The sequence below is a fragment of the Streptomyces sp. NBC_01198 genome, assembly GCF_036010485.1.
Lineage (GTDB): Bacteria > Actinomycetota > Actinomycetes > Streptomycetales > Streptomycetaceae > Actinacidiphila.
Map to the genome: position 1 here is coordinate 5890363 of NZ_CP108568.1, position 23034 is coordinate 5913396.

General features: G+C 72.5%; 20 protein-coding genes and 1 pseudogene. 9 read left to right on the plus strand and 12 right to left on the minus strand.

The features are described from left to right. Nucleotides 1-22 precede the first annotated feature (22 nt). On the minus strand, nt 23-739 hold the full coding sequence (locus tag OG702_RS26215; protein ID WP_327291391.1) for a bifunctional DNA primase/polymerase: 717 nt from the start codon (nt 737-739) through the stop codon (nt 23-25). Nucleotides 740-959: 220 nt separating this feature from the next. On the opposite strand from OG702_RS26215, the gene OG702_RS26220 reads away from it, so the two are divergent. From OG702_RS26220 to npdG, 3 genes are all read left to right on the plus strand, one after another. Then, nucleotides 960-1613 (plus strand): biliverdin-producing heme oxygenase, encoded by a 654-nt coding sequence (locus tag OG702_RS26220; RefSeq protein WP_327291392.1) that lies wholly within the window; start codon nt 960-962, stop codon nt 1611-1613. Nucleotides 1614-1813: 200 nt separating this feature from the next. Continuing rightward, nucleotides 1814-2686: a dimethylargininase gene (gene ddaH, locus OG702_RS26225; protein WP_442814547.1), complete on the plus strand. Its 873-nt coding sequence runs from the start codon at nt 1814-1816 to the stop codon at nt 2684-2686. A gap of 80 nt (nt 2687-2766) precedes the next feature. Further along, complete coding sequence (gene npdG / locus OG702_RS26230) at nt 2767-3498, plus strand: NADPH-dependent F420 reductase (RefSeq protein WP_327291393.1); 732 nt, start codon at nt 2767-2769, stop codon at nt 3496-3498. A 55-nt stretch (nt 3499-3553) separates the two neighbouring features. Here the strand turns inward: npdG and OG702_RS26235 are convergent, their stop codons facing one another. Next, a complete protein-coding gene (locus tag OG702_RS26235) occupies nt 3554-4492 on the minus strand; it encodes an NADP-dependent oxidoreductase (protein ID WP_327291394.1) in 939 nt (312 codons plus the stop codon). Nucleotides 4493-4630: 138 nt separating this feature from the next. Between OG702_RS26235 and OG702_RS26240 the strand changes: the two genes are divergently transcribed. Further along, a complete protein-coding gene (locus tag OG702_RS26240; protein WP_327291395.1) occupies nt 4631-4798 on the plus strand; it encodes a hypothetical protein in 168 nt (55 codons plus the stop codon). Nucleotides 4799-4841: 43 nt separating this feature from the next. On the opposite strand, the gene OG702_RS26245 is transcribed toward OG702_RS26240, so the two are convergent. After that, nucleotides 4842-5627 carry a site-2 protease family protein gene (locus OG702_RS26245; protein ID WP_327291396.1) on the minus strand — a complete coding sequence of 262 codons (786 nt, stop codon included), beginning with the start codon at nt 5625-5627 and terminating at the stop codon, nt 4842-4844. A gap of 243 nt (nt 5628-5870) precedes the next feature. Between OG702_RS26245 and OG702_RS26250 the strand changes: the two genes are divergently transcribed. Next, nucleotides 5871-9233, plus strand: a complete 3363-nt coding sequence (locus tag OG702_RS26250) for an AfsR/SARP family transcriptional regulator (RefSeq protein ID WP_327291397.1) — start codon at nt 5871-5873, stop codon at nt 9231-9233. Nucleotides 9234-9238: 5 nt separating this feature from the next. Here OG702_RS26250 and OG702_RS26255 read toward each other — a convergent pair whose 3' ends face one another. The 8 genes from OG702_RS26255 to OG702_RS26290 form a co-directional block, all read right to left on the minus strand. After that, entirely contained in the window at nt 9239-10072 is an 834-nt protein-coding gene (locus tag OG702_RS26255) for an ABC transporter permease (protein WP_327291398.1), read from the minus strand. Then, on the minus strand, nt 10069-11112 hold the full coding sequence (locus OG702_RS26260; protein WP_442814548.1) for an ATP-binding cassette domain-containing protein: 1044 nt from the start codon (nt 11110-11112) through the stop codon (nt 10069-10071). The genes OG702_RS26255 and OG702_RS26260 overlap by 4 nt, the downstream gene beginning before the upstream one ends. A 68-nt stretch (nt 11113-11180) precedes the next feature. Then, nucleotides 11181-11678: a GNAT family N-acetyltransferase gene (locus OG702_RS26265; RefSeq protein ID WP_327291399.1), complete on the minus strand. Its 498-nt coding sequence runs from the start codon at nt 11676-11678 to the stop codon at nt 11181-11183. A gap of 92 nt (nt 11679-11770) precedes the next feature. Then, entirely contained in the window at nt 11771-12460 is a 690-nt protein-coding gene (locus OG702_RS26270) for an anti-sigma factor family protein (RefSeq protein WP_327291400.1), read from the minus strand. Beyond that, the gene (locus OG702_RS26275; protein WP_442814735.1) at nt 12457-12948 is read right to left on the minus strand and encodes a sigma-70 family RNA polymerase sigma factor; all 492 of its coding nucleotides are present in this window, start codon (nt 12946-12948) and stop codon (nt 12457-12459) included. Before OG702_RS26275 ends, OG702_RS26270 begins: the two co-directional genes overlap by 4 nt. Nucleotides 12949-13067: 119 nt before the next feature. Next, nucleotides 13068-13658 (minus strand): COG4315 family predicted lipoprotein, encoded by a 591-nt coding sequence (locus tag OG702_RS26280; RefSeq protein WP_327291402.1) that lies wholly within the window; start codon nt 13656-13658, stop codon nt 13068-13070. 93 nt (nt 13659-13751) lie between these two features. Beyond that, on the minus strand, nt 13752-14624 hold the full coding sequence (gene panB, locus OG702_RS26285) for a 3-methyl-2-oxobutanoate hydroxymethyltransferase (RefSeq protein WP_327291403.1): 873 nt from the start codon (nt 14622-14624) through the stop codon (nt 13752-13754). 343 nt (nt 14625-14967) lie between these two features. Next, on the minus strand, nt 14968-17364 hold the full coding sequence (locus OG702_RS26290; protein ID WP_327291404.1) for an excinuclease ABC subunit UvrA: 2397 nt from the start codon (nt 17362-17364) through the stop codon (nt 14968-14970). 177 nt (nt 17365-17541) lie between these two features. On the opposite strand from OG702_RS26290, the gene OG702_RS26295 reads away from it, so the two are divergent. The 4 genes and pseudogenes from OG702_RS26295 to OG702_RS26310 all read left to right on the plus strand — a co-directional run bounded on the left by OG702_RS26295 (nt 17542) and on the right by OG702_RS26310 (nt 22476). Then, nucleotides 17542-19134 (plus strand): MFS transporter, encoded by a 1593-nt coding sequence (locus tag OG702_RS26295; RefSeq protein WP_327291405.1) that lies wholly within the window; start codon nt 17542-17544, stop codon nt 19132-19134. Beyond that, on the plus strand, nt 19131-19742 hold the full coding sequence (locus OG702_RS26300; RefSeq protein ID WP_327291406.1) for a TetR/AcrR family transcriptional regulator: 612 nt from the start codon (nt 19131-19133) through the stop codon (nt 19740-19742). The genes OG702_RS26295 and OG702_RS26300 overlap by 4 nt, the downstream gene beginning before the upstream one ends. Before the next feature lie 301 nt (nt 19743-20043). Continuing rightward, entirely contained in the window at nt 20044-20979 is a 936-nt protein-coding gene (locus OG702_RS26305) for an endonuclease/exonuclease/phosphatase family protein (RefSeq protein ID WP_442814736.1), read from the plus strand. 120 nt (nt 20980-21099) lie between these two features. After that, nucleotides 21100-22476: pseudogene (locus tag OG702_RS26310) on the plus strand (IS1380 family transposase). A gap of 182 nt (nt 22477-22658) precedes the next feature. Here the strand turns inward: OG702_RS26310 and OG702_RS26315 are convergent. Further along, nucleotides 22659-22940: a hypothetical protein gene (locus OG702_RS26315; protein ID WP_327291408.1), complete on the minus strand. Its 282-nt coding sequence runs from the start codon at nt 22938-22940 to the stop codon at nt 22659-22661. Nucleotides 22941-23034: the final 94 nt, after the last annotated feature.

Genomic DNA, 23034 nt, shown 5'->3' on the forward strand with positions numbered 1-23034 from the left:
CGGGCAGGGCGTCGCGCGGAGGTCAGCGCAGCCAGGTGGCCGGTACGCGCTCGGGCTCGTAGGCGAACTGCGCGCAGGCGTCGGACAGGACGTCGAGCACCGGCAGCGGGTCGGGCAGCGGCAGGTCGAGGTCGTGCTGGGGCAGCCATTCGACGGTGTGCCCGGACGGCAGCCGGGACGGCGGCAGCAGCACGTAACTGCCGCGGGAGTGCCAGCGGATGCCGGGGTGCTCCTCGGCGGTCTCCGGGTGGCTGTCCAGCTCGCAGGGCCACCACTCGTCCTCGTCGGCGGGATTGCCGCGGGTCTCGGTGAAGAACAGCAGCCGGTCGGCGCGGGCGGCGACCGGGCCGAGGGTGGCCCCGTCGGCGATCAGCCGTTCGATGGCGAGGCGGCCGGCCTCGGCGGGGACGTCGAGGACGTCGTGCGCGATGCCGGTGGCGGTGACGAAGTTGGCCAGCGGGTCGGTGCGCAGCCAGTGGTCGATCTTGTCCGGGTCGGTGCTCGCCTGGGTCTGCCAGGCCAGCGAGACCGGGTGGACGGCGGGGATCGGACAGCCGATCCGTTCGCACGAACAGCCGAAGTTGGCGGGGTGCGCGGCGGGCGCGACCGGGAAGCCGGCGATGGCGGCTGCTCTGACCAGGGGGTCTCGGCGCAGGTCCGGCTCTGCTGCCCGGGCGGCACTCGTGGTGCCCTCCGTCCGGCGGCGCACCCACTCGGACAACCTGCTCTTGCCTGCCATCGAGCTCCTTCCCTCGCCCCCGTCCCGCGGTGTCCACGGTACGCGGCTGGTGGAGGACATCCTCCCTCTTGCCGGGTATGAACACCCACCCGGGGTGGAAGTGTTCCTCTGCGATAATTTCCCGACAGCATGTCGGCAAGCAACCGGCTCAGGTGCGCCTGAGCCGTCCGGACCGAGCCGGCGTCGCCGGCCGGTCCAGCCGCCCGAAACCGGAGGTCAGATGTCCGTGCAGCCCTTCTCCGCCGTCATCCGCGACGCGAGCCGGCAGCAGCACACCGAGGCGGAGAACTCCGCCTTCATGGCCGACCTGCTGGGCGGGCGGCTCGGCGTCGCCGCCTACGCCCGCTACACCGAGCAGCTGTGGTTCGTCTACCGGGCGCTGGAGGAGGGCGCCGCCCGGCTCGCCGGCGACCCGGTGGCCGGGCCGTTCGTACGCCCGGAGCTGCTCAGGGTGGCCGAGCTGGAGCGCGACCTGGGGCATCTGCTCGGGGACGGCTGGCAGCGCCGGGCGGCGCCGCTGGCGGCCACCGCCGACTACGCCGCCCGGATCACCGAGACCGCGGCCGGCTGGCCGGCCGGCTATGTCGCGCACCACTACACCCGCTATCTGGGCGACCTGTCAGGCGGCCAGGTGATCCGCGGCATCGCCGAGAAGACCTGGGACCTCCCGCACAAGGGCGACGGCGTGCGCTTCTACGTCTTCGAGGGCATCCCCAACCCCGCCGCCTTCAAGCGCGACTACCGCCAGCTGCTCGACGTCCTGCCGCTGGACGACCTGGAGCGGCAGCGGGTGGTGGACGAGTGCCGGACCGCCTTCGCGCTGAACAGCGCGCTCTTCACCGCGCTGGGAGAGGCCTTCCCGCGCAGTGCCTGACCCGGGCGGCCGGGACGCCGCCCCGGCGGCGGCGCGGGGCCCGACCGGCCCGGCGCGGGAGCGCCCGACCGGCCCGCCGCGGGAGTATCTGTCGCGCGCACGTACTTCTCGTTGAAGTCCGCTCCCGGACGGCGGGATCGGGCGCACAATCCTCGTAGTACCTCCTCGGCCGGGCCGACCGCCGGGCGGGGGACGGCACTGTGCACCCCAGGCACACTCACCACCACGAGGAGCCCTCATTGCGCACTGCGACACCCCGCCGGTATCTGATGTGCCCCCCGACACACTTCCGGGTGGCGTACTCCATCAACCCGTGGATGGACCCGGACAAACCGGTGGACCCGGCGCTCGCGCTCTTCCAGTGGGAGGACCTGCGCGACCGCTACCGCTCCCTCGGCCACACCGTCGAGATCCTCGACCCGGTCGCGGGCCTGCCCGACATGGTCTTCGCCGCGAACGGCGCCACCGTCGTGGACGGCCGGGTGCTGGGCGCGCGCTTCGCCAACCCCGAGCGGGCCGCCGAGGCCCCGGCGCACCTGGCCTGGTTCCTGGCCCGCGCGGCCGCCTTCGCCGACATACGCGAGCCGGACCATGTCAACGAGGCCGAGGGCGACTTCGCCGTCACCTCCTCCTGGCTGCTGGCCGGCCAGGGCTTCCGCAGCAGCCCGCTGGCGCACGACGAGGCGCAGGAGTTCTTCGGGCGGCCGGTGATCAGCCTGGAACTGACCGACCCGCGCTACTACCACCTGGACACCGCGCTGGCCGTCCTGGACGACACCGCCGACGAGATCATGTACTTCCCCGGCGCCTTCTCGCCCGGCTCCCGGGCGGTCCTCGCCCGGCTCTTCCCCGGCGCGCTGCTCGCCACCGCCGAGGACGCGGGCGTCTTCGGCCTCAACGCGGTGAGCGACGGGCACACCGTCCTGCTGCCGAGGGACGCCACCGGGCTCTTCGACCCGCTGCGGGAGCGCGGCTACGCCCCTGTCGGCGTCGACATGTCGGAATTCCACAAGGCCGGAGGCAGCGTCAAGTGCTGCACCATGGAGCTGCGTCCGGCGCCGCCGCCCGCCTGAGCCGCACGCGCCGGGTGATCCCCGCCACCCCGGCGGGGTGCCGGCCGCCGGGGCGCCCCGGACCTGGCAGGATCGCCGTCATGACTCACGCTGACGACAGCACGACCGCACCGCCCGCAGGAGCCCCCGCGAAGGCCCCGGCCAAGGACCCCAGGGAGCTGCCGGACGTGTCCGGCCTGGTGGTCGGGGTGCTCGGCGGCACCGGCGACCAGGGCCGCGGCCTGGCCTACCGGCTGGGCAGGGCCGGCCAGCAGGTGATCATCGGCTCGCGCAGCGCCGAGCGCGCGCGGAGCGCCGCGGAGGAGCTCGGCGCCGGCGTCGAGGGGGCCGACAACGCCGAGTGCGCCCGGCGCAGCGACGTGGTGATCGTCGCGGTGCCGTGGGACGGCCACGCCGGGATCCTGGAGTCGCTGCGCGCCGAACTGGCCGGCAAGCTCGTCGTGGACTGCGTCAACCCGCTCGGCTTCGACAAGCAGGGCGCGTACGCGCTCACCCCCGACGAGGGCAGCGCCGCCCAGCAGGCCGCCGCACTGCTGCCCGACTCCCGGGTCACCGCCGCCTTCCACCACCTCTCGGCGGTGCTGCTGCAGGACCCGGAGGTCGAGCAGATCGACACCGACGTGATGGTGCTCGGCGAGGTCCGCGCCGACACCGACATCGTCCAGGCGCTCGCCGCCCGCATCCCCGGCATGCGCGGCGTCTTCGCCGGCCGGCTGCGCAACGCGCACCAGGTCGAGTCCCTGGTGGCCAACCTCATCTCCGTCAACCGCCGTTACAAGGCCCACGCGGGACTGCGCCTGACCGACGTGTGAGCCGGCGGCCGGGTCCGGCCGGGGGATCGGGCAGCCCGGCCCTGCGGCCGGGTCCTCAGGCCACCCGCAGGACGACCTTGCCGCGCCGGCCGCCCCGCTCCAGCGCGGCATACGCGGCGGCCGTCCCGGACAGCGGCACCACCTGGTCGACGGGTACGGTCAGCTGCCCGGCCTCGACCAGCCGCGACAGCTCGACCAGCCCGTCCCGGTCCGGCTCCACGACGAAGAACGCGCCGCGCGGCCCCGAACCGTCCTGCTCCGGCGGCGACACGATGCTCACCAGCACCCCGCTGTCCCGCAGCACCTGCCACGAGCGCTGCTGGACGTCGCCGCCCGCGGTGTCGAGGACCACGTCGACCTCGTCGACCAGGTCCTCGAAGCGCTCCGCCCGGTAGTCCACGGCGCGGGCGGCGCCCAACCCGCGGACGAAGTCCAGCTGGTCCGCCCCCGCCGTGCCGATCACCTCCGCGCCGAGCGCCACCGCGACCTGCACCGCGAGCGAGCCGACGCCGCCGGCGGCGCCGTGGACGAGCACCCGCCCGCCCTCGCGCAGGCCGCCGTGCCGTACCAGGCCCTGCCACGCGGTCAGCCCCGCGAGCGCCAGGGCGGCGGCCTCCTCGAAGCCGAGGGCCGCCGGTTTCGGCGCGAGCACCGCGGCCGGCACCGCGGTGAACTCCGCGGCGGCGCCGTCCCGGGTGAAGGGGATCAGCCCGAAGACCTCGTCGCCCACCGCAGGCCCGCCGCCCGCGGCGCCCTCGACCACGACCCCTGCGACCTCCTTCGCCGGGATCGCCGGCAGCCGCGGCTCGCCGCCGGGCGCCATGCTGTCGGTCCAGGTGGCGTCCCAGGCCAGCTCGCCCGGGGTGATCGACGCCGACCGCACCTCGACCAGCGCGTCGCCGTCACCCGGCACCGGGCGCGGTGCGACCTCGTAGGCCAGTACCTCAGGACCGCCGCGGCGGTGGCCGCGTACCGCGTGCATGGTGGTGTCCACGAAGACGTCCTTTCCGCGCCGGGGCGCTGTCGCCCCCCAGTCAACCGGCTCGGCGGGCCACCCGCCTCCCCGCCGTGGGGCATGGGGGACAATAGGTGGCCGCAACCCGTACGTGTCAGGACAGGAGCCGTCCACCCCATGCCCCGCCTCGCCCTCTACGCACTCGTCGTGTGCGTGCTCGCCGTCGCTGCCGCCGTCGTGTCGTTCGTGAACGGCAACTGGCTGGGCGTGGTCTGGGTGCTGCTCGCCGGCGCGTCCAGCAACATGTGGTGGTACGCCCGCAGGAAGGCCCGCGCCGGCGCGTGAGCCGCCGAGCCGGCCGCGGTGTCGGCCGTGGCGAGGCCCGGGGTCAGCGGCGCCAGAAGCGGAAGAGGTCGTAGCCGAGGATCATCGCGCCGTCCGGCACCTTGAACCAGCGCATGACGTGGAAGACGCCGTCGAAGAACTTCTCGTTGACCTTGGGGATGTAGAGCACCCCGAAGGTGGCGATCAGCCCGAAGGGCGCGAAGGGCTCCACCTGGCGGCGGAAGCTGTACGGCAGCCACGGCTCCCAGATGCCGTACCCGTCCAGGCCGGGGATCGGCAGCAGGTTCAAGATGGCCGCGCTGACCTGGAGGAACGCCAGGAAGCCGAGGGCGCCGAGGAACGGCACCGGCCAGCTGTCGAGGGCGCCCATCGCGAAGGGCAGCATCAGCAGCACGGCGAACAGCACGTTGACCAGCGGGCCCGCGGCCGAGATGAGGCTGTGCCGCCACCGGCCGCGGATACGGCCGCGCTCGATGAAGACGGCTCCGCCGGGCAGGCCGATGCCGCCCATGATCACGAAGATCACCGGCAGGACGATGGACAGGGCGGCGTTGGTGTACTTCAGCGGGTTGAGGGTGAGGTAGCCCTTGTCGCCGATGGTGATGTCGCCGCTGTGCAGCGCGGTACGGGCGTGGGCGTACTCGTGCAGGCACAGCGAGACGACCCAGCCGGAGACGACGAACAGGAACACCGCGAAGCCCGCGTCCGACGCGAAGCCGCTCCACACCGCCCATCCGGACACGGCCATGACCGCGGCGATGCCGAGGAAGACGGGACTGATCCCGCGTTCCCCGCCGCGGCGGGCCTGGCGAATCGGCGTGACGCTCATTTGCTCCCGCTTCCCGACGTGATCCATTCCCCCGGCGACTCCGCGCCCCCGGGCGCCCGATCATCCCACGTTCCCCGCGCGGCAGGCGGCGCCCTTGCAGGGGCGCGGGGAACCGCGCGACCAGCCCCCACCGGGGTGCGGGTCGTCACCGGCCGGGAGGGGCTGTTGCTGTGGCATCGGGACCACCGGCCGGTGGGGGGTTGTTTGTCGCCGTGCCGGAGGCAACTCCGTAAGAATGGGGCCGTGCGATACACGATTCTCGGCTACACGCAGGCCCTGCGGGACGACGGGGAGCCGGTCGCCCTCGCCGGCGGGCGGCTTCGCGCGCTGCTGACGGCGCTCGCGCTGCGCCCCGGCCGGGTGCTGAGCGGGGACGTGCTGATCGACGAGGTGTGGGACGGGGATCCGCCGGCCGGGGCGACCGGGGCACTGCAGGCCCTGGTCGGGCGGCTGCGGAAGGCCATCGGGCATGACGCCGTCGAGTCGGTGGAGGGCGGCTACCGCCTGGCGGCCGCGCACGACGACATCGACCTCTACCGCTTCGAGCGGCTCGCCGACGAGGGCGCGAGGGCGCTGGCCGACGGCGACCCGGTGAAGGCGGCCGGGCTGCTGGCGGACGCCCTCGCGCTGTGGCGCGGCCCGGCGCTGGCCGACCTGCCGGACCGCGGCACCGCGGCCGTACGCAGCGAGGCCCTGCGGCTGGACACCCGGCGGCTGCGGCTGGCCGCCGAACTGGAACTGGGCCGCGCCGCCCACGTGCTGCCCGAGCTCGCGGGGCTGTCCGCCGACCACCCGCTGGACGAGCCGCTGCACGCCCTGCACATCCGGGCGCTGCGCGCGGCGGGCCGCACGGCCGACGCGCTGGCGGCGTACGAGGTCGTGCGCCGGGCCCTGGCCGACGAGCTCGGCACCGACCCGAGCCCGGAACTGCGTGCGCTGCACGCCGAGTTGCTCAACCCCCGGCGTGAGGCGCCGCAGGTCCCGCCGCAACCCCCAGCCCCGGCCCGGCCGGGCACCGGCGCCGGCAGACCCGGCGGCAACGCCCGCGCCCGGCTGACCAGTTTCGTCGGCCGGGAGGCGGAGATCACCGCGGTGGACGCGGACCTGTCGCACGCCCGGCTGGTGACGATCACCGGCCCCGGCGGCACCGGCAAGACCCGGCTGTCGCAGGAGGCCGGCGATCTGGCGGCCGGCCGCTGGCCGGACGGCGTCTGGTACGTGGAGCTGGCCCCGGTCAGCGACCCCCGCACCGTCCCCGAGGCTGTGATCAGCGCGCTCGGGCTGCGCGACACCCTGCTGCACGGCGGCGCCGCCGAGGCGGCCATCGCCGTGGAGACCAAGGCGAAGGACCCGCTGCGCCGCCTCGCCGACCACCTCGCGACCCGCGAGATACTGCTCGTGCTGGACAACTGCGAGCACGTCATCGACGCGGCCGCCACCTTGACCGCGCAACTGCTGGCCGACTGCCCGGGCCTGTCCGTGCTGGCCACCAGCCGCGAACCGCTGGGCGTGCCGGGGGAGTTGGTACGCCCGCTGGACCCGCTGCCGGAACCGACCGCGCTGCGGCTGCTGGCCGACCGGGGCGCGGCCGCCCGTTCCGGCTTCTCGGTGGACGACGACCCGGTCGCCTGCGCGGAGCTGTGCCACCGCCTCGACGGGCTGCCGCTGGCGATCGAACTGGCCGCGGCCCGGCTGCGCAGCCTGTCGCCGCGCGGGCTCGCCGACCGCCTCGACGACCGCTTCCGGCTGCTGACCGGCGGCAGCCGTACGCTGCTGCCCCGGCAGCAGACCCTGCGGGCCGTGGTGGACTGGTCCTGGGACCTGCTCGACCCGGCGGAGCGCACCTTGTTGCGCCGCCTCGCGGTCTTCCGCGGCGGCTGGACCCTGGAGGCGGTCGAGGCGATCTGCGCCGACCCGCCGCAGTCGCGCTCGCCGATCGACCCGGCCGACGCGGCGGCCCTGCTCGCCTCACTGGTCGACAAGTCGCTGGTGCTCGCCGAACTGACCGCGGACAGCGAGCGCTACCGCATGCTGGAGACGATCTCCGAATACGCCGCCGAGCGGCTCGACGAGTCGGGCGAGCGGCCCGTGGTCGAGCGCCGGCACATGGACTACTTCCGCGAATACGTCCGCGTCGCCGACCCGTTGCTGCGCCGGGCCGGCCAACTGGTCTGGTTCGAGCGGCTGGAGCGCGAGCACGAGAATCTGCGGGCGGCGCTGCGCCGGGCGGTGGACGCCGGGGACGAGGAGCAGGCGCTGCTGCTGGTGCTGGGCTGCGCCTGGTTCTGGGAGGTGCGCAACTACATCTCGGAGCGCCGCTACTGGCCGGGCCGGGTCGCCGACATGGGCGAGGACCCCTTCGCGGGACCGCCGGCCACCGAGCCGGTCGAGCGCGGGCCGCTGGAGGACCCGCCGCCGCTGGACCCGGGCCGGCTGCTCGAAGCGCGGCTGTGGGTGCGGGTGGTCAGGATGGCCGCGAGCGAGGGCGACACGGAGTGGTGGACGCAGCCGTCCATGGTCGAGGTCGGCGCGTCCATGATCGCCAACTACCCGCCGGAGCTGCCGCAGTCGGCCCGCTTCCCGGGCATCCTGCGCCCCTACGGCGCCTTCTTCACCGGCAACTTCGACCGGCTGTATCCGCTGATGAACGAGACCGTCGAGTCCTGCCGCCGCCACCACCGCGAGTGGGAGCTGGCCTACGCGCTCCAGTTGCGGGCGAAGATCAACAACGATGTGACGGAACGCCTGGCGGAGTCGATCACCGACATCGGCGAGAGCCGGCGGATCTTCGAACGCCTCGGCGACGAATGGGGCATGGCCGAGACGCTGTCGGCGGAGGCCGAGGCGGCGAGCAACGCCGGCGACTGGGAGCACGCCGCCCAGTGCTGCCGCCGGGGCATCGAGCTGGCCCGCAAGATCGGCTCCCACCAGCGCGTCCCGGTCCTCACCGTGCGCCTGGGCGACTGCCTGGTCAACGCGGGCAGGATCGAGGAGGGCATGCGCAAGCTGTGGGAGGGCGTGGACGACGCCGCCCGCTTCGGCACGGACAACGACGGGGCCGGCTTCTACGGCAAGATCCTGCTCGCCGGCGCGCTCAGCCACACCGGGAAGGCGGCGGAGGCGCTGGCGCTGGTCGAGGACACGATGCGGGAGGGCGCGGCCGCCAACGGCCAGCCCGGCTTCCTCACCGGCATGCTGACGGGCCTGAAGGGCTATCTGATCGGCACGCTCGGCGAGCCGCAGGCGGGCCTGGACCTGCTCAGGGACGGCCTGACCGAGCTGGTCGCGCATCCGCTGGCCGACGTGATCACCCCGCGGCTGGGCCTGCTGCTGACGCCCGGCGCGATCGAACTGCTCGTGCTGCTGGCCGAGCAGGGCGGCCCCGACGGCCTCGCGGAGCGCCGCGCCGGCCGGGCGGTGGCGCTGGCCAACGCCCACGACCGGCTCCGCCCGACCGCGATCCCGCCCTCCGAGGCGGCCATCCTGGACCGTTCCAAGGCCAGGTTGCTGGCACTGCTCGGCGAGGACCGGTACGCCACCGGATACGCCGAAGGCGACGGCCTCAGTGCTGACGAGACCGTCGCCTTGATGCGGGACGTGGACTGAACCCCTCAGGTCTTCTTGCGGAACCGCGCGACCGCCAGCGGCGCGGTCACCACGGTGATGCCCACCGACCAGGCGAGCGTCATCCACACCGAGTGGGCGACGGCGCCGCCGTTGATCATGTTGCGGGCCGCGTCCGCCAGGTTGGACAGCGGGTTGACCTTGGTGAAGCCCTCCAGCCAGCCCGGCATCGTGGTGGGCTTGGCGAAGATCGAACTGCCGAACTGCAACGGCATCAGCACGAGCATGGCGACCCCCTGCACCGCCTGCGGTGTTTTCATGGTCAGACCCAGCAGGATGAAGATCCACATCAGCGAGGCCCCGAAGACGGCCGACAGCGCGACGGCCGCGAGCAGATGCAGCACACCGGTGTGCACCGTCAGGCCGAGCGCGAAGCCCACGCCCAGCAGGATCGCGGTGGCGATCATCATCCGGCCCAGCTCCACGACGATCTTGGCGATCAGTACCGAGGACCGTGCGATGGGCATCGTACGGAACCGGTCCATGACCCCCTTCTTGAAGTCGTCGTTGATGCCGGTGCCGACCGCCATCGCGATGTTCATGCCCATCATCGCCATCAGCCCGGGCACCACGTAGTTGACGTAGTCCTGCTGGTGCCCCTTGCCGGACACCGCGCCGCCGAAGACGTACACGAACAGCAGGGTGAAGATGACCGGCATCAGCAGGACGTCGAACATCGACTCGGGGTCCTGCTTGATCTGCAGCATGTTGCGCCGGGCGAGGGCACCGATGTGCCGCAGGTTGGCCCGTACGCCGATGCGGCCCTCGTCGGTGGCGGTGGCCTTCGACGTCCGGTCGAACGTGGCCGTGGCCGTGGTCATACCGTCACCTCTTCCTTGGTGTCCGCGAGAGCGTCGGTGTCCGCCGGGGCGTCCGACTCGGGCTTCTTGCCGGTGACCGCCAGGAACACCTCGTCCAGGCTGGGCAGATGGGTGCCGATGTGGGCGATCCCGAAGCCGCGGGCGGCCAGTACGCCGACCACCGCGGTCAGGTGCTCGTCGGTGAGGATCGGCACCGAGACGGTGCCCGCGGCCGGGTCGGTCTGCGCGCCGGCGATCCCGTCGAGGCCCGCCTCGCCCACCGCGGCCGCCATCGCGTCGAGTTGGCGCGGGTCGGACGGGACGATCTCCAGCGTCCGGCCGCCGACCTTCGCCTTGAGCTCGGCCACCTTGCCGTTGGCGATCACCCGGCCGCGGTCGATCACCGTCAGCTCGGTCGCCAACTGCTCGGCCTCTTCCATGTACTGCGTGGTCAGCAGGACGGTGGCGCCGTCCGCGACCATCCGCTGGACCTCCTCCCACACCTCGTTGCGGGTGCGCGGGTCCAGGCCCGTCGTCGGCTCGTCCAGATACAGCACCGACGGGTGCCCGATCATGCTCGCCGCCAGGTCGAGGCGGCGGCGCATGCCGCCGGAATACTGCATCGCGGGCCGCTTGGCCGCCTCGGTCAGCGAGAACCGCTCCAGCAGCTCGTCGGCCCGGGCCTTGGCCTCCCTGCTCGGCAGGTCGAGCAGCCGCCCGATCATGTACAGGTTCTCCCGGCCGGACAGCTTCTCGTCCACCGAGGCGTACTGCCCGGTGAGCCCGATCACCCGACGCAGCTGCCGGGGCTGCCGCAGCACGTCGTAGCCGGCCACCCGCGCCGAGCCCGCGTCCGGCTTGACCAGCGTGGACAGCACCCTGACCAGCGTGGTCTTCCCGGCTCCGTTGGGCCCGAGCACGCCGAGCACCGTTCCCTGCCGCACTTCGAGATCGACCCCGTCGAGTGCCGTGGTCCGGCCGTAGTGCTTGACCAGCCCCCGTACCTCGACGGCGGCCCCTCCGCCGTTGTCACTCAGTCGCATCGTCATGAGCACAACCATGCCGTGCGCTGCCGACACACCACCGACATCCCGCCGACAGGGCGTATCGGCCCCGTCTCGGCACTCTGTCAGCGGGCCGCCGGACGCGGCAGCGGCAGGTGGAAGCGCAGCCCCGGGCGGGTCCCGAGCCGGGTCTCACCGGTGGACAGGAACCCGGTACGGGTCAGCACCGCCCGCGACCCGGCGTTGTCCAGGGTGGTGACCGCCCGCAGCGAGGTCAGGCCGTACGGGCCGGCGGCCAGCGCGCAGACCTCCCGCACGGCGGCGGTCGCCACCCCCTGCCCGGCGCACTTCTCCGCGATCCGGTAGCCCAGCTCGGCCGTACCGTCCGCCACGTCGACCAGGTTGATCCGCCCCTGCACGGCGCCGCCGTCGTCCACCAGCACGTGCAGGAAGTGCAGCCCGGCGGCCTGCTCGGCGAGCAGGGCGCGGAGCTTGGCGTCGAAGCGCGCGAAGTAGTCGTCACCGCGGTCGGAGATGGCCGCGGCGAAGTAGGCCCGGTTCTCCAGCTCGAAGGCGAGCAGGGCCGGGGCGTGGTCGAAGCGGAGGCGCTGCAGTTCATGCATGGCGGAATGCTAGAGCCTGCCGGACGGCCCTTCCGACCGCCGCGCCCCGCCCAGGCAGGGACGGGACGCGGCCCGCCGGTCGGGCCTCAGGCTCATCCGGCCCGGGTCGGGACGGTGACCAGGAGGGCGCCGGTGTCGGTGCGGACGTCGAAGCGGGTGATGTCCGCCGGGTGCAGGCCGGCAGCTCCGTGGACGGTGAGGGGAGAGGGCTGCGTGTCCGTGCCGTAGCCCTCGGACGGCACCGACCAGGTGGCCACCGTCTGACCGCCGCCGTCGCCCGCGAAGGCGACGAGACTGCAGGTCAGCGGCCCGTGCACGCCGGTCAGCCGGAGGTCGACCGCGCTGCCCCAGCCCTTGTCGGTGAGCGCGACGACCGCGGACACGCCCGTCGTGGGGTTGGAGGCGGTGTGCCGGTCGGAGCCGAAGCTCTGGGCCACCGGGTGCGAGCCGCCGCTGCCGTGCACGGCAAGCACCGCGACGGTGGGGCCGCCGACGACGAGCACCGCGGCGGCGGCGATCGCCACCAGGCGCCGCCGCCGGTGCCTACGGCGCTCCGCCGCGACCCGCGCGAGCAGCCGGTCGAGCATCGCGTCGCCGCCGGGCATCTCGGCGAAGCCCAGCCCGTCGGCCCGCAGCTCGTCGAGCACCGGTACGACCCCGCTGAGCTGGTCCAGCTCGTCCCCGCACACCTCGCAGTCCACCAGGTGCGCCTCGAAACGCGCCATCTCGTCGTCGTCCAGCACGCCGAGCAGATAGGCGCCCACATCCACATGCGGGTTCATGAGGTGGTCACCCCTCTCTCCTCCAGCGCGTTCCGCAGGGCGCGCAGCGCGTAGAACACCCGGGAGCGTACGGTCCCCGGCGGCAGCCCCAGCTCCTCGGCCGCCTCGTTGACCGTCCGGCCGCCGAAGTACGTGGCGATCAGCGCCTCCCGGTGCGCCTCCGACAGGTCCTGCAAGGCGTCCGAGATGGTCATCAGCCGCAGCGAGCGCTCCAGCTCGTCGCTGGCCGGCAGCTGGTCGAGCGCCGCCGGCGACGTCTCCGGCGGGCGGGCCTGGCGGCTGCGGTGGCCGTCGATGACGATCCGCCGCGCCACCGTGACCAGCCACGGCCGCAGCGACCTGGCCGCCGGGTCGAGCCGGGACGCGCTCTTCCACGCCCGCAGCAGCGTCTCCTGCACGACGTCCTCGGCCAGGAAGCGGTCGCCCGCGACGAGCCGGAGCACGTAGGTGTAGAGCGCGCCCGCGTGCTCGCGGTACAGCGCCCGCATCAGCTCCTCCTCGGGAGCCGAGCCGGCCGGCCCCGGAGGTCCGTGGGGTGGTCCTTCCACGGGCGCATCCTGCCCTACCCGGGGCGCCCGGTCGAGTTCGCCTGTGGCCGGCCGGGACATCAGTAGCCGTTGGAGCCCGAGGAGGGAGCGGCTGATGTGGCGGCGGCCTTCGCCCCGGTCGGTGTCACCGCCCACCAGATGCCCTGGACGCCCTGGCCCTGGGTGTCGCCCGGCTTGGCGTCGGCGGCGTACGTGTACAGCGGCCAGCCGGCCAGGGTGAGCTGCGCCTTGCCGTCGGTGCCGGTGACGCTGCCGATCAGGCTCGGGTCGACGCCCTTGACGGTCGCCGCCGCGGTGGCGGGGGCCGCGGGCCACAGTGCGACGCAGCTGCCCGTGCAGTGCGACGCGGACGGGCTCGCGCTGTCCATGTCGAAACGGTAGAGGGTACGGCCCGTGCCGTTCACCACGATGGTGCCGAGCGCGGTGTCGTTCGCGGTGTGCACGGAGGTGGCGGCGGAGCCGCCGGAGGAGGCGGCGGCGGACCCGGAGGATCCCGAGGACCCGGAGGACCCCGACGAGCCGCACGCGGAGACGGCGAGGAACAGCCCGGTTGCGAAGACGCCCGCGGTGAGAGCACCGCGTCGAGTGGTGAGGATCATCATGACTTCCCGTATGTGCCGGTGGTCGCCGCCCCGGAGGGAGGCGCTCACCGACACATACGGAGCCGGCGGCGGATTGTCTCAAAAGAACCCACGGCACTTCGGAAAAACCCGGAAGTGTCGGGACACCCGCCGCCCGCCGGACTAGTGGAAGGTGTGCTCCTCGGCCGGGAACGCGCCGCCGACGACCTCCTCGGCGTACGCCCTGGCGGCGTCACCGAGGCTCTGCCGCAGGTTCAGGTACTGCTTGGTGAAGCGCGGCACCTTCCCGCCGGTCAGCCCGGCCATGTCGGTCCACACCAGCACCTGCGCGTCGGTCTCCGCACCGGCCCCGATACCGATCACCGGGATGTGCAGCGAACGGGTGACCTCGGCCGCGACCTCGGCCGGCACCAGTTCGAGCACCACCGCGAAGGCGCCGGCGTTCTGCGCCGCCTTCGCGTCCCTGACCAGCTGGTGCGCCGCCTCCTCGCCACGGCCCTGCACCCGGTGGCCGAGGGTGTTGACCGACTGCGGGGTCAGCCCGAGATGGGCCATCACCGGGATGCCGGCCTGCACGATCGTCTCGGTCTGCGGCAGCGACCGCTCGCCGCCCTCCAGCTTGACCGCCCCGACCCCGGCCTCCTTGACCAGCCGGGTGGCGCTGCGCAGCGCCTGCACGGGGCCTTCCTGATACGACCCGAACGTCAGGTCGCCGACGATCAGCGCCCGGCTCGTCCCGCGGACGACGGCCGCGGCCAGCATCGTCATGTGGTCCATCGTGACCGGCACGGTGCTGTCGAAGCCGAGGTGGCAGTTCCCCATCGAGTCCCCGACCAGCAGCACCGGGATCCCGGCCTCGTCGAAGACCGACGCGGTCATCGCGTCGTACGCGGTGAGCATGGGCCACCGCTCCCCGCGCTCCTTGGCCAGCGCCAGGTCCCGTACGGTGACGCGGCGGGTGCTGGTGCCGCCGTAGAGCGCCTTGGGATTGTCGCTGCCCGCGGCGGTGTTCTGGGCAGCCGGAAGTTGCGTCATGGTGACAGCTCCCTCATGTCATCTCGAGGCGCCCTGACGGCGTCCCCGGACCACCTCCATGCTGACACTTCTCGCGGACGCCGCAAAGGGGAGGAGCGCTGTGCGGTACGGCACCCTCCGCGCGGCTCACCCCACGACCCGCCCCCCGGGGCGGCCGCAGCCGGTACACACCCGGGCCCGCGGCCGCGCTGTCCCGCCGGTCGAGGTGATCGAGGGCGAGGCGGCGCTGACCGGCCTCTACGAGGGTGCCGTGCCCGCCGACCTGGTCGTGATGTGCGGGGCGTTCCGCAACATCACCGACGAGGACGTACGGGACACCGTGGACCACTGTGCGGCGCTCTGGCTACCGGGCGGCGCCGACGTAGGCGGCGAGGTGTTCGGCGGTGAGGGTCGTCGCCGTGGCGGTCAGGTCCGCGGGGGTGCCCTGGAAGACCACGCGGCCGCCGTCGTGGCCGGCGCCCGGGCCGAGGTCGATGATCCAGTCGGCGTGGGCCATCACCGCCTGGTGGTGCTCCACGACGATGACGGACTTGCCGGCGTCGACCAGGCGGTCGAGCAGCGCGAGGAGCTGTTCGACGTCGGCGAGGTGCAGGCCGGTGGTGGGCTCGTCCAGCACGTAGACGCCGGCCTTCTCCGCCATGTGGGTCGCCAGCTTCAGGCGCTGGCGCTCGCCGCCGGACAGCGTGGTCAGCGGCTGGCCGAGGCTGAGGTAGCCGAGGCCGACGTCGCGGAGCCGGGTCAGAACGGTGTGCGCCGCCGGCGTACGCGCGTCGCCGGAGCCGAAGAACTCCTCCGCCTCGGTCACCGACATCGCGAGCACCTCGCTGATGTCCCGCCCGCCGAAGCGGTACTCGAGCACCGACGCCTGGAAGCGCCGCCCCTCGCACTCCTCGCAGACGGTCGCCACGCCGGCCATCATCGCCAGGTCGGTGTAGACGACGCCGGCGCCGTTGCAGGTGGGGCAGGCGCCCTCGGAATTGGCGCTGAACAGCGCCGGCTTGACCCCGTTGGCCTTCGCGAAGGCCTTGCGGATCGGGTCGAGCAGCCCGGTGTACGTCGCCGGGTTGCTGCGCCGCGAACCGCGGATCGGCGCCTGGTCGATCGACACGACGCCGGCGCCGGCGGGGATCGAGCCGTGCACGAGAGAGCTCTTGCCGGAACCGGCCACGCCGGTGACGACGGTGAGCACCCCCAGCGGGATGTCGACGTCGACGTCCCGCAGGTTGTGCGCGCTCGCGCCGCGGATCTCCAGCGCTCCGGCGGGCTCGCGCACCGACTTCTTCAGGGCGGCCCGGTCGTCCAGGTGCCGCCCGGTGACGGTGCCGGAGGACCGCAGGCCCTCGACGGTGCCCTCGAAGCAGACGGTGCCGCCGTCCGCGCCGGCGCCGGGGCCGAGGTCCACGACGTGGTCGGCGATGACGATCGTCTCCGGCTTGTGCTCCACCACCAGCACCGTGTTGCCCTTGTCCCGCAGCCGCAGCAGCAGGTCGTTCATCCGCTGGATGTCGTGCGGGTGCAGCCCGATGGTCGGCTCGTCGAAGACGTAGGTGACGTCGGTGAGCGGCGAGCCGAGGTGGCGGACCATCTTGACGCGCTGCGCCTCGCCGCCGGACAGCGTGCCGGCCGGCCGGTCCAGCGAGAGGTAGCCCAGGCCGATCTCCACGAAGGAGTCGAGGCTGTCGCCCAGCGCGGTGAGCAGCGGCGCCACCGACGGCTCGTCCAGGCCGCGGACCCAGTCCGCGAGGTCGCTGATCTGCATCGCGCACGCCTCGGCGATACCGACCTCGCCGATCCGTGACGACCTGGCCTCGGCGCTGAGCCGGGTCCCGTCGCACTCGGGGCAGGTGGAGAAGGTGACCGCCCGCTCCACGAAGGCCCGGATGTGCGGCTGCAACGCGTCCTTGTCCTTGGACAGCATCGACTTCTGGATCTTGGGGATCAGCCCCTCGTAGGTCAGGTTGACGCCCTCGACCTTGACCTTGGTTGGCTCCTTGTGGAGGAAGTCGTGCATCTCCCGCTTGGTGTACTTGCGGATCGGCTTGTCCGGGTCGAGGAAGCCGGCCCCGGCGTAGACCCGGACGGTCCAGAAGCTGTCCTTGGTCCAGCCGGGGATGGTCAGCGCGCCCTCGGCGATCGACTTGGTGTCGTCGTAGAGCTGGGTCAGGTCGATGTCCGAGACGGTGCCGCGGCCCTCGCAGCGCGGGCACATGCCGCCGGTGCGGTTGAAGGTGGCCTTCACCACCCTGCTTTCGCCGCGTTCGACGGTGATGGCGCCGCTCGCGCTGACCGACGGCACGTTGAAGGCGTAGGCGCTGGGCGGGCCGATGTGCGGCTGCCCGAGCCGGCTGAAGAGGATGCGCAGCAGCGCGTTGGCGTCGGTGGCGGTGCCGACCGTGGAGCGCGGGTCGGCGCCCAGCCGCTGCTGGTCCACCACGATCGCGGTGGTCAGCCCGTCGAGCACGTCGACGTCGGGCCGCGCCAGCGACGGCATGAAGCCCTGCACGAAGGCGCTGTAGGTCTCGTTGATCAGCCGCTGCGACTCGGCGGCGACCGTGCCGAACACCAGCGAGCTCTTGCCGGAGCCGGACACGCCGGTGAAGACCGTCAGCCGCCGCTTGGGGATCTCGACGCTGACGTCCCTGAGGTTGTTCACCCGCGCCCCGTGCACGCGGATCATGTCGTGGCTGTCGGCGCCCTCCGGCGCTGCCGGCTCCGGATCCGTCCTGGTGGCCGCGCTCATCGTGTCTCCCTCATGGGTGGCAGGCTAACCGGCCGGGGGGCGGTCCTGCTTCTTCGTTCCTGACCGGTGGCCCCGATCCCCGACCGCCGGTCCCGATCCGCCGCTGCCGCCCGGTTTTACCCGGACTTTACGATACGAGACGCGCCCGTATCGTTAATCGGACCTACGCTGTCGGACATGGCCGACAATCCGACTTTCGCGGTCCCCGAGGCGATACACCGCCGGCGCTGGGCGATCCTCACCGTGCTTCTGTTCAGCCTGCTGGTCGTGGTGCTGGACAACTCGATCCTCAACGTGGCGATGAAGACGATCGCGCAGCCCAAGCCGACCGGCCTCGGCGCGACGCAGAGCCAGCTGGAATGGGCGATCAACTCCTACACGCTGGTCTTCGCGGGCCTGCTGTTCACCGCGGGGCTGCTGGGTGACCGGCTCGGGCGGAAGAAGGTGCTGCTGTTCGGGATGCTGGTGTTCGGCATCGGCTCCGCGCTGTCCGCGTCGGCCGGGTCCGCCGGCGAGCTGATCGCCTTCCGCGGGCTGATGGGCTTCGGCGGCGCCTTCATCATGCCCGCGACGCTGGCCATCATCATGAACGTCTTCCAGCGCGAGGAGCAGCCGAAGGCGATCGGCATCTGGGCCGGCGTCGTGGGCCTGGCCATCGCGATCGGGCCGATCACCGGCGGCCTGCTGCTCCAGCACTTCTGGTGGGGCTCGGTCTTCCTGGTCAACGTGCCGATCGTGGCGGCGGGCCTGGTCGCGATGTTCATCCTCGTACCGGACTCCAAGGACCCCAGGCCCGGCCGGCTCGACCCGGTCGGCGTGCTGCTGTCGATGGCCGGACTGGTGCTGCTGATCTACGGCATCATCAAGGGCGGCCAGGCCGGCGACTTCACCAGGCCCGAGGTGTGGGTGACCTCGCTCGGCGGGCTGCTCGTGCTGGGCGGCTTCGTCTGGTACGAGAAGCGCAGCGACCACCCGGCCCTGGACATCTCGTACTTCAGGAAGCGGCAGTTCTCCGCCTCGGTCGCCGCCATCGGCCTGGTGTTCTTCGCGCTGATGGGCGTCACCTTCTTCATCGTCTTCTACACCCAGTCCGTCCGCGGCTACAGCGCCCTGCAGTCCGGCCTGCTGCTGCTCCCGCTGGCCGGCGCGCAGATGATCTTCGCGCCCAGGGCCCGGCTGCTGGTCGACCGGTTCGGCGCCCGGGCGGTCTGCGCGACCGGTATGACGATGACCGGCCTGTCGTTCATAGGCTTCCTGCTGCTCGGCGCCGACACCCCGATCTGGGTGCTCGAAGTGCTGTTCTTCCTGATGGGCTCGTCCATGGCGCACGTCATGCCGCCCGCCACCGTGATGATCATGTCGTCGCTGCCGCGCGAGAAGGCCGGTTCCGGCTCCGCGGTCAACAACGTCTTCCGGCAGGTCGGCGGCGCGATCGGCGTCGCGGTGCTCGGCTCGCTGATGTCCACCGTCTACCGCAACGGCGTGCAGGGCCACCTCGGCGGCCTGCCCGCGCCCGCCCGGCACTCGGCGGGGGAGTCGATCGAGGCCACGCTGGGCGTCGCCGCGAAGCTCGGACCCAAGGGCCGCGGCCTGGTCGGTCCCGCCGACGACGCGTTCATCCACGCCATGCACGTCACCGCCGCGGCCTCCGGCGCCGTCGCCCTCTTCGGCGCGCTCGTGGTGCTGGTCTTCCTGCCCGGCAAGGCCGCCCCCTCCACCGCCGAACCCGGCGGTGAGGCGGAACTGACGATGGCCGGTGCCGAGAAGTGAGAGCACCGGATACGGCGGCCGTGCCGCGCGGGCGCCCGCGCGACGCGGCCGTCGGCCGCAAGGTCGTCGAGACGGTCCTGCGCCTCATCGCCGACGGCACGCCCTTCGGCGACCTGACGATGGAGGGCATCGCCCGCGAGGCCGGCGTCGGCAAGGCCACGGTCTACCGGCGCTGGGCGAGCAAGGAGGCGCTGCTGCTCGACGCGATGGCCGAGGTCGACAGCCCCGTCCCGCCACTGCTGCCCGGCACGTCCTTCCGTGACGACCTGGTCGTGGCCGTGGAGACGATACGACGGCGCGGCCTGGCCAAGCGGGACTCGGCGATGCTGCGCAACATGCTGACGCAGATGCAGAACAGCCCGGAACTGTGGCGGCGTTACCACGAGACCGTCATCGCCAAGCGGCGTGCCGCGCTCGTCCGGCTGCTGGAACACGGCATCGCCATCGGGGCGGTCCGGCCGGAACTCGGCGAGGACATGGAGCTGCTGGTCGACTTCGTCACCGGACCACTGCTGACCCGGACCGCCTTCTTCCAGGGGGGTTCCCTGGACGAGGGCCTGTCCGAGCGGGTGGTCGACCTCATCCTGCGCGGCATCGCCCCCGCCTGACCCCGCGCGGCAGGCCGGCGGGGGCCTGCCCATGAGCGGGTCGGCCGCAGGTAATTGTTTTGTCACGAGGCGGGGGATATGGGGGTGCTGGGGGAACCCACCCGGGGACGCGGACCGTCGGTTCACATACCGATCCCCTATGGTCGGCAGAGCACCCGGCAAGGCAGCGAGGATCCTCATGACCCAGGCGCAGAGCAGCACGGACGCGGCCGCGGGCGGCGACGGTACGCCGGAGCGGGCCGAGTCCAGCGGGCGGGACCGGGCGGTACGGCGGTTCCTGACCTGGTGGCGCCCGGCCGGCATGTGGCGGCGCGGCATCGTGCTGGCCGGCTGCTGCCTGCTGCTGACCGGCCTGCTGTTCTTCCACTCCGACGTGCCCAACCGGATCGGCAACCTCGGCAGCCTGCTGGAGACGTTCCTGCCCTGGCTCGGCCTGGCGCTGCCGGTGCTGTTCGTGCTCGCGGTCCTCCGGCGGTCGACGACCGCGCTGATCGCACTGCTGGTGCCGACCCTGGTGTGGCTGAACCTCTTCGGCGGGCTGCTCACCGACAAGTCGTCAGCCGGCGGCGACCTGACCGTACTGACCCACAACGTCAACGCCGAGAACCCCGACCCGGACGGCACCGCCGAGGGCGTGGTGGCGGCCGGGGCCGACGTGGTGGCGCTGGAGGAGCTGGCCGAGAGCCAGGCGCCCCGCTACGCGCGGGATCTCGCGGCGGCGTATCCGTACCACTCGGTGCAGGGCACCGTCGGGCTGTGGAGCAAGTACCCGCTCAGCGGCGTGCATCCGGTGGACATCAAGATGGGCTGGACCCGGGCGATGCGGGCCGCGGTGAGCACGCCGGACGGGAAGGTCGCGGTCTACGTGGCCCATCTGCCGTCCGTGCGGGTGAAGTTCGACGCCGGATTCACCGCCGGGCAGCGGGACAGCGCCGCCGACGCGCTCGGGGAGGCCATCGCGTCCGAGTCACTGCACAGCGTCGTCCTGCTCGGCGACCTCAACGGCACGATGAACGACCGGGCGTTGGCCTCGGTCACCTCGCAGATGCGCTCCACCCAGGGCGCGGCGGGCAACGGCATGGGATTCAGCTGGCCGGCCGGCCTGCCGATGGCGCGGATCGACCAGATCATGGTCAAGGGCGCCGAGCCCAGGTCCTCCTGGACCCTGCCGAAGACGGGCAGCGACCACCTCCCGGTCGCAGCCCGCCTGCAACTCCCCAAGGACCAGCAGGACTAGCCTCGGGCTTTCGTGAGGGGCTTGTCCGGTCTTTGATCAAATAAGTGGAGAGTGCTGCTGACCTGCAACGATGGGACTTGTCTAGGGTCCAGTCGGTCGCGGGAAAGAAGCACTCTCCAGGTGAGTAAGCGTATCGGGTCGTATCCGCGTGTCCGCGTGCGGGACGACGGGGGCGGAGTGGTCTCGCAGGCCGGTGGGGTGCTGCTGGCGGAAACGGTCCGCAAGACGGGGCTGGACGCGGCGATGTCGGCGGCGCTGGCACCATGGCGCAAGCCCCGCGCGGTGCACGACCCGGGCAAGATCCTGCTGGACCTTGCCATGGCGGTCGCGCTGGGTGGGGACTGCCTGTCCGATGTGGCGATGCTGCGTGCCCAACCCGCCCTGTTCGGGCCGGTGGCCTCCGATCCCAACGTCTCCAGGCTGGTGGACACCGTGGCCGGGGCGGGTCCACGTGCGCTGGCTGCGATCCGCCGGGCCAGGGCCGAAGTGCGCGAACGGGTCTGGACGTTGGCCGGCGCCGATGCCCCCGACGCGGACGGGCAGGTGATCGTGGATATCGACGGGGTGCTGGTCCTGGCGCACTCCGACAAGCAGGACGCGACCGCGACGTGAAGAAGACCTTCGGGCATCACCCGCTGGTCGGGTTCGTCGACCACGGCCCGGCCGGTTCCGGGGAACCGGTCGCTGCCCTGCTGCGGCCGGGCAATGCGGGCAGCAATACCGCCGCCGACCACATCACCACCACGAAACTGGCCCTGGCCCAACTGCCCAAACGCCACCGGCGGGGCCGCTCGACCCTGATCCGGACCGACTCAGCCGGCGGCACCCACGAGTTCCTGAACTGGCTCACCGCACGGGGCCGGTGGCTGTCCTATTCCGTCGGGATGACCATCACCGACGCCGTTCACCACGCCGTACTGCAGATCCCGGGCTCGGCTTGGAGCCCGGCGGTCGAACCCGGCGGCCAGGTCCGCGACGGCGCCTGGGTCGCCGAGCTGGCCGGTGACGTCCTGAAGGGCTGGCCTGCCGGGATGCGGCTGATCGTCCGCAAAGAACGGCCCCCACCCCGGTGCTCAACTGCGGTTCACCGACGCCGACGGCATGCGCCTGACGTGTTTCGCCACCAACACCGCCGGCACCGCGATCGCTGCCCTGGAACTGCGGCACCGCCAGCGCGCCCGAGCCGAGGACCGCATCCGGGCCGCCCGTGCCACCGGCCTGCACAACCTCCCCCTGCACCACACCACCAGCAACCAGCTGTGGCTGGAGATCGTCCAGCTCGCACTTGACCTCCTCGCCTGGATGCCGATGCTCGCCCTGACCGGCCCCGCCCGCCGCTGGGAACCCAAAAAGCTCCGCCTCAGGCTGTTCTCCGCCGCCGCCCGCCTGGTCACCACCGGCCGCCGGCGCATCCTCCGCCTCGCCCGCCACTGGCCCTGGACCCACGTGATCACCAGCGCCTTCACCCGGCTGCAAGCGCTACCGAGCCCTGGCTGACCAGCAAGATCAACCCATCCCGACGAGCACCCGAATCCCTCCGGAACCGTGGAACCCGGCGCCCACCCGACACGACAGCCGGACCATCGGTCTGCCCACCACCACCCCGACAAGCCGAAACGGCCCACCGGGCAGCCCGACGGACCGTCACGAAAGATCGAGGTTAGTGTCGAGGAGGTAGATCACCGATCGCCCGCCTGGTCGTCGTCGTAGGACCGTTCGCCGAACTCCAGCCCTTCGAAGGGCTGGGACAGCAGGAACTCCTCGAAGCCGTCGGTGGCCAGCCGCACCCACCGGCTCAGCATCTCCGGCAGCGCCTCAAGCTCAGTGTCCGCAAGCTCCGCGTCAAAGTGCCGGGCCTGGTCATCCGGGAGGGACTCCCGGATGTCGCGGATGGTCCGCAACGGATGCGCCGTCGCCGCAGACCTGGACGAGCGCGGAACGCCGCCAGGTGCAGTGGACATCTTCTTCCCCCTTCGCCCCACGTAGGCTGCCGTCTCATACCAGGTTAAGGGCACCGGTCACCTCCACGGGCAAGGACTCGGTGCCGATGCCTCC